Origin of the sequence: Cupriavidus sp. L7L, assembly GCF_004353535.1 — a bacterium.
GTDB lineage: Bacteria > Pseudomonadota > Gammaproteobacteria > Burkholderiales > Burkholderiaceae > Cupriavidus > Cupriavidus oxalaticus_A.
In genome coordinates this window covers 1-5,663 of the sequence record NZ_SMNY01000176.1, presented here as the reverse complement: position 1 = coordinate 5,663, position 5,663 = coordinate 1, and the positions used below count along the sequence as shown (strand labels likewise).

8 protein-coding genes are annotated in these 5,663 nt (G+C 58.9%); 1 reads left to right on the top strand and 7 read right to left on the bottom strand.

All coding sequences use genetic code 11. The features are described 5' to 3' along the window. Positions 1 to 103: 103 nt before the first annotated feature. From E1J61_RS36950 to E1J61_RS39045, 3 genes are all read right to left on the bottom strand, one after another. Positions 104 to 547 carry a hypothetical protein gene (locus E1J61_RS36950; protein ID WP_133098665.1) on the bottom strand — a complete coding sequence of 148 codons (444 nt, stop codon included), beginning with the start codon at positions 545 to 547 and terminating at the stop codon, positions 104 to 106. A 34-nt stretch (positions 548 to 581) separates the two neighbouring features. Then, positions 582 to 1,193, bottom strand: a complete 612-nt coding sequence (locus tag E1J61_RS36945; protein WP_133098664.1) for a hypothetical protein — start codon at positions 1,191 to 1,193, stop codon at positions 582 to 584. A 189-nt stretch (positions 1,194 to 1,382) separates the two neighbouring features. Further along, positions 1,383 to 1,589, bottom strand: a complete 207-nt coding sequence (locus E1J61_RS39045) for a hypothetical protein (protein WP_371705042.1) — start codon at positions 1,587 to 1,589, stop codon at positions 1,383 to 1,385. Between E1J61_RS39045 and E1J61_RS38595 the strand changes: the two genes are divergently transcribed. After that, complete coding sequence (locus tag E1J61_RS38595; RefSeq protein ID WP_243737138.1) at positions 1,557 to 1,901, top strand: hypothetical protein; 345 nt, start codon at positions 1,557 to 1,559, stop codon at positions 1,899 to 1,901. The two genes, E1J61_RS39045 and E1J61_RS38595, sit on opposite strands and share 33 nt — an antisense overlap. A gap of 232 nt (positions 1,902 to 2,133) precedes the next feature. Here E1J61_RS38595 and pilV read toward each other — a convergent pair whose 3' ends face one another. The 4 genes from pilV to E1J61_RS36920 all read right to left on the bottom strand — a co-directional run. Then, on the bottom strand, positions 2,134 to 3,666 hold the full coding sequence (gene pilV, locus E1J61_RS36935) for a shufflon system plasmid conjugative transfer pilus tip adhesin PilV (protein ID WP_133098666.1): 1,533 nt from the start codon (positions 3,664 to 3,666) through the stop codon (positions 2,134 to 2,136). Between the two features lie 9 nt (positions 3,667 to 3,675). Then, a complete protein-coding gene (locus tag E1J61_RS36930) occupies positions 3,676 to 4,686 on the bottom strand; it encodes an ATPase, T2SS/T4P/T4SS family (RefSeq protein ID WP_133098662.1) in 1,011 nt (336 codons plus the stop codon). A 38-nt stretch (positions 4,687 to 4,724) separates the two neighbouring features. Then, the gene (locus E1J61_RS36925) at positions 4,725 to 5,294 is read right to left on the bottom strand and encodes a type 4 pilus major pilin (RefSeq protein WP_133098661.1); all 570 of its coding nucleotides are present in this window, start codon (positions 5,292 to 5,294) and stop codon (positions 4,725 to 4,727) included. Positions 5,295 to 5,331: 37 nt separating this feature from the next. Continuing rightward, on the bottom strand, positions 5,332 to 5,663 hold a 332-nt coding region (locus E1J61_RS36920), incomplete at its 5' end, for a type II secretion system F family protein (protein WP_165971639.1).

The following is a 5,663-nucleotide window of genomic DNA, read 5'->3' as shown; positions in this document are numbered from 1 at the left end:
GGACCTCCATGGAGAAATTCTCCGTGGGAGGCAGCTGCCGACGCGCACCGGTTTGCTCTTGGAACGAATTGAGAAGGGACATTTTCCTGCTCCTGTTTGCGAGTTAAAGAGAAGCCGGCTTGCGTGCAGGCTTTCGGGTGATTTCCGTTGCCGGAAGTAGCTTTGCCTCGGGCACGTCGCGGATGGACTTCACCGAAGGCAAGTGGGTATCGAGGAGCTGCTTGACGTCTTGACGCAGCTCGTCTCGAAGGTGGGATATCTGTGGGCTACGCGCGATCAGGAACCGCAGATCGCCTGCTTCGGAGGCTTCTACGGTCAAAGCACGCAATTGAAGGCTTGCATTGCGGAGGCGCTTCTCTGCGAGATGGGTCCGCAGCTCCGGTTCTATGGCCTTGAATTCGGCGTATGCAGCGTCGCCTAGCAATTTGAGGAAGGCGGCGCGGTCAGCCAGTGCCTGCAGTTCCTGCTTCGTTTCCTTCGGCAGCTGGTTGAGCGAGATATGCGAATGCCAGTAGTGGTCGTGTACGCGGCGGATCTCCGCCAGCATTTTCTGGCTCAGCCTGACTTCCGTGGCCTGGCCCTCAGCGTCCACTGCGAAGAGCCGGCTGATCCTGCACCCCCGCTTCGCTGGCAATCAGAGCATCAACGTGCAACTGGATCGCTTGCTCATAGCCGTGTAGGCCAGTCCGGGCGATCAGCACCACACCCTCACCAGGCAGCCGGCCTATCGCACTGCCGCCAAATCGAAGACCGGGAATGGCCGATGGCCGAGACGCTTGCAGCTCAAGGCCTGGTGCGTGAATTGCGCTCAGGCGGTTAAATGCATTTTCTTTCTCGCCTTGCGTCCACTCCTGATGTCCTGCGACGGTAACGCGCTCGGGCGTAGTCAGAAGTAACTTTTCGGCGCAGATCTCGCGGCCAGTGCGACCCTGATGCGGGATGTTGTTCAACTCCTTTGCAAGGACAGCAATCTCGAGATGAGATAGGCGACTGACTTCAGTAGCCGCCTGAAGAAGCGAGTCAGGACCATGCTGACACTCGACCGTGGCCGCCCATGACGGGAAACGGCCAGCGATGTCATGCCAATGCGGAAGCTCTGCAAGGACGGCGAAAGCCGTCGCTCGTTGGTGCATGGTGCTGCTCAAGTTGGTTGCGTATCGTCGTAATGATACGTATTTTACCGGGCGCTTCAAGGCGCTTTCCAGGGGTTGCTGTCTCTGGTTTTCCTGTCAGGCAATGGATTTCGTCGGCAGTGCGCCGTATCGCGCTAGATTCCTGTCCTATTGGGCAAGAAAATATGTTGAGGCATGGCTCGTCTTGCGTGGCTTTTCCCAGACAAGGAGTGCTTCATCGCCCGCGACTGCGGGTGGGCACCATTGCTTTCAAGTTAGGAGGCATCCATCCGGGGCGGGCGTCGCAAGACTTAGCTCTGCAGATCGCTGCTGCTTGCTCGACTCGTCGGGTTCCCATGCCCGTTTTTGGACGGCAGGACTGCCGGCGACCATTGTGAATGCCGCGACGTCCCGCGTTACGACAGAGCCTGCCGCAACGATGGCATGGTCGCCGATGACAACGCCAGGGCAGATCACTGCGCCCGCTCCGATCCATGCATGATTTCCCACCGCAATTGGCTTGCTGAAGGCCCGCGGGCTTGCTCGTCTCAAATAGGGATCGACATGATGGGTATCCGTGCAGAACTTGACGCCTGGACCAACGAGCACATGCTCACCGATGTGCACGTCCGCGCCATTGAGGACAAGGCAGCCGGCATTCATGAAGCTACGGTAGCCAAAATGGAAATTGCCTTCGCGTCCTGCGTGAAATGGTCGGGCAATGGTGGACTTTGCATGCACCCCCGGGAATGCTCGCCGCAGAATGCGGTAACGATGACTGCGCGATAGCCAGGCGGAATTGTAGAACTGACAGGCACGCTCAGCAGAGAGGCGCTTGCTAAGTAGCAAGGCTAGATACACTAGGAACGACATACTTCGGAACTTGGGCACCACGTTGGCGCTGCGCGCCAGTTGCAAAGAAGAAGGGAACCGCTCGGCTTTTGCTCCGTGCGGTCCTCGTTAACAACGGCGGCTGGTTCAAATACTTAACAGCACAAGCAAGCTCCGGCCACGGTACACCTTAGTATGCGCAGCTTGCGAACGCTTGAAAGCAAGAGTTGGTTCCCGATCCGCCGACTACCCATCGATTGTTGCCGGCGTCCGGATACGATTGATCAGGGGCGTGGCTGAATGTGCTTCCGCTATACCAAGTAAGTTGATACCCTCCGCCGAGCAATTTGGCGCCAGCAGGGCACTGCGCAATGGCAGCATCCCAGCTACATGTTCCACTGCCGCCAACAGTAAAGGGCTGGGAGATACCGCTTGTCGCCCGCCACACACCAGATTGACAGGCAAGAAGTCTGCCGCTTCCGTCTTGACCAAGCAACCCGTTAGGGCCGCAGCCTCCGCCCTCCCCTGCCCATCCATCGATTTGCAGATACTCTCCCGTGCGCAAGCGCCCCGTCGAGTTCATTCCACCCCATGAGGATACATAGGCAGAATTGACGCTGCCATCTGCTTGAAGTGTGCCCGGGGTCCAGATGTTCTTACCGTTATACGCGCGAATCCAACTGGGGTCGCTCATATACCAGCCACCGCCCCACTTCTCCCAATACATGCCCCCGTCATTTCGCGCGCGGAACCACCCATTTACATAGCTTTCGTTTGCCTGCGTGGTGTTCGCATACACGTCCCGCGTGAAGATATCCCGGGAGGATTTGATATCCGCGGCGTTGCCGTTCACGTCCTGAACGTAAAATCCGCCTCCAGGCTGGGAACGAACTGCCGTGTTCTGCGTGTCGCCATAAAAGTAGGTGCTACCAACACGCATACTGTTCGCATTGCTGGAACCAGGAAGGCTGGCGGACTGGGCATCGAGAGCATTGACGTTCGCGATATCGTGACGCGTACCCGCCGTATCTCGCATGTTGAGCGTTCCCGTCATCGGCAGCGAGCCATCACGGCGGAGGAACTGTTGCCAGCCCAGCGTCGCGTAGCCGACCTGCATTGCCAACGTCCCTACCTGGGCGGCCATCGGATTTGTCTGGTTCCACTGACCACCGAAGCCTGAGATCGTGCCGGGACTGAGATCATCGGAGAAGCCGCCATCTCCGCCAATCGCCGTGATCGCCTCGCCGAGGCCTCGACCATACACACCACCCGTCGCGGGATCCGTCAGCGCCCCAGCCAGGTAGACCAGACCGTTCACGTCGCAGGCTGGAGGCGTGCAGCCGGCAGGCACGCGCTGGAAGCGGAAGCGATATGGCAGGTTGGTCCAGCCCGTGTCAGCGAAGTTCTGAATCGGAAGACCAAGCGCCTTCAACTCGGTCATCGTGGGCTGATATGGGTCCGCCACGCCTGGTATGCTCGGAGCGGCCTTCTGCAGCTCGTTGTAGTAGCGGAGGATGTACTCATTGCCAGCCGCATTGCCGATGGCCTTGAGGGTCTGGCCTTGAGCACGGAATGCATCAGCCAGCGCCTCTTGGCGCGCCGCCCACAAGCCTGCGGACAAGCCAATTGCCAGCAACGTCGACGCGATGAGCATCTCGACAATCGTGAAGCCACCCTGCCCTTGACGGGATCTCGAACGACGGTGCAGTCTATTGGGATGCATAGTTGTCCCTCACGGGCGCATTTGAGATTGAAATGCGGCCCGTCCAAGCAGTTGAGTGCTTGCCTGCCGGCGCTGGTGATCGATTGCCGTAGCGAGCGTCTTGAGATCAGCCGAGGGATCCGAAATGATGTTCGCCACGTCCTGCGTGATTCGGAGGCATCGCACCGTCGCCCTTTGGTTCTCCAGCTTCTGATGGACCACAGCGCGCAGATTCTGTCCAATGAGGCTGCGGGCGTAAGTTTCGCCACCCCGCTCAGCAAATGCGATCAGCATCTCGATGGCCTGTTCCATCGTGGCCGAATGAATGGTGGTGATGACGAGATGGCCGCGCCCAATCAGACGAGCCAATTCGGCTGCCGCTTCTTCATCGAGAACCTCACCAAAGAAGAACATCGAGCGCGTTTCTGCCGGAAATTTGCGCATCGCGCTGGCGACCTCGGACTTGAAGCCAGTGTTCGTCGCGTCCACCTGCTCGCAGTAGCCGTCGCCATGGAAGCCCTCCAACTCCTTCTCGACCGGGCTTTCGACGGTCAGGCAGTAGCCACCGTAGCGGGCCAGCCGCTCCTTGACCGTCGCATAGGCCGTCGTCGTCTTTCCGGACCCGGTATCTCCGGCAACCAGGATCAGACCGCCTTTACGAAAGCTCTCGTCCAGAAGCAGCTGCGAAGCCTCCGGACCGAGCTTTAGCTCGCCGAGGTTCTGGACAACCTTAGGCGACAGTCGCAGTGCGTATCGACCTGGCCGAATCCGCTCCCCTCGAAAGAAAAGCGGGCCGACCAGGAAGGACAAGCTCTTGACCGAGCTATCGCCGACCTTCTCCTTGAGCACCCGCGAGATTGCATCACGCACCGGGAACATCGATTGAGGGACCCGGGACGGGATGGACTGCGCCGTTGCCTCACCATCCCGCGAGGGACGAAACACCACAGTCTTTTCGATGTCATCGAGATCCACATGCCAGTCGCGAAAGCTAGCTGCCTCCAGCCACAGCATGTCATCCATGGGGGTATCGCCGTTCATCACCGTCCGTTCCTCCTATTCCGATTCTTCGCCGCCGCTTACGCCTTGCCGATGGTGTACACGACGGTGTTTGCCACGCCACCTGCAGCGCAGGCAGTGCCAAGCGCCGTCATGTCGGTTTGGGCGTTGTTTGCCTTCACCGACGTGCCTCCCACCGTGACGACGCGCACGCTCTGCTCAATGCCCGGAATAACGTCGGCACACTCCGCTTGGGGCATTTGTGTGAAGGTAAGCGTCAGAGCGTCGTTCGCCGACACCAGAGTCGCAGTACCGACGGTAACGGTGCCGCCCCACCGGTTCTGCAACGTAGCGCCGCTGACCCACGATTGCGGGAATACGCCGAGGTTGATAAGGCCTGCCGTCGTCGCTCCGGCGTAGTTCTGCCGCTGTGCATACTTCTGCTGGATTGCCGTGATGATGGTTGGCAGCTCTTTCATCTCCCGGTTTGCGCGGTCGTTGGACATGTAATCGGTGACACCCTTGTAGATGCCAGCGATACCAAGGGCCAGCAGCACTGCGGCAATCATCAGTTCCAACAGGGTGAAGCCGCCCTGCTGCTTGCGAATGATGCTGACCTTGTTCTTGCGGATGTTGCGCGATTGATTCATGAGATTGCTCCTTGTCGTTGGAAAGTTCGTTTTCCGCTTAGCGGCGATACTGCTGGTGATTGAGTTGCCCCTTCATTGCACTGGACAGATCCTGCCCGGTGCGCATCGTGCCGAGGATGAGATAGCCGACGACAACACCCATGATCAGGACCATCGTGAGATTCAGCTTGAATGCACTTTCTTCGACTTGTTGCCTGGTCTCATCCATGCCTTCGATGCCAATGCGCTTCATGACGGCTGGGAAATCGCTGCTGCGGCGGCTACTGTCGATGAGTCGGTTGGCAATAGGCTGAGCTAGTACCCCCGTGTTGAATGCCTCGCCATGCGACCGAGAGGCTCGTAGACGGTTCTTCGAGATCTTCGTGATGT

Coding starts and splice junctions, on each gene's coding strand:
- E1J61_RS36950 (WP_133098665.1), bottom strand. CDS start 547: ATGCTGGCGGAGATCCGCCGCGTACACGACCACTACTGGCATTCGCAT.
- E1J61_RS38595 (WP_243737138.1), top strand. CDS start 1,557: ATGGTCGCCGATGACAACGCCAGGGCAGATCACTGCGCCCGCTCCGAT.
- pilV (WP_133098666.1), bottom strand. CDS start 3,666: ATGCATCCCAATAGACTGCACCGTCGTTCGAGATCCCGTCAAGGGCAG.
- E1J61_RS36930 (WP_133098662.1), bottom strand. CDS start 4,686: ATGAACGGCGATACCCCCATGGATGACATGCTGTGGCTGGAGGCAGCT.
- E1J61_RS36925 (WP_133098661.1), bottom strand. CDS start 5,294: ATGAATCAATCGCGCAACATCCGCAAGAACAAGGTCAGCATCATTCGC.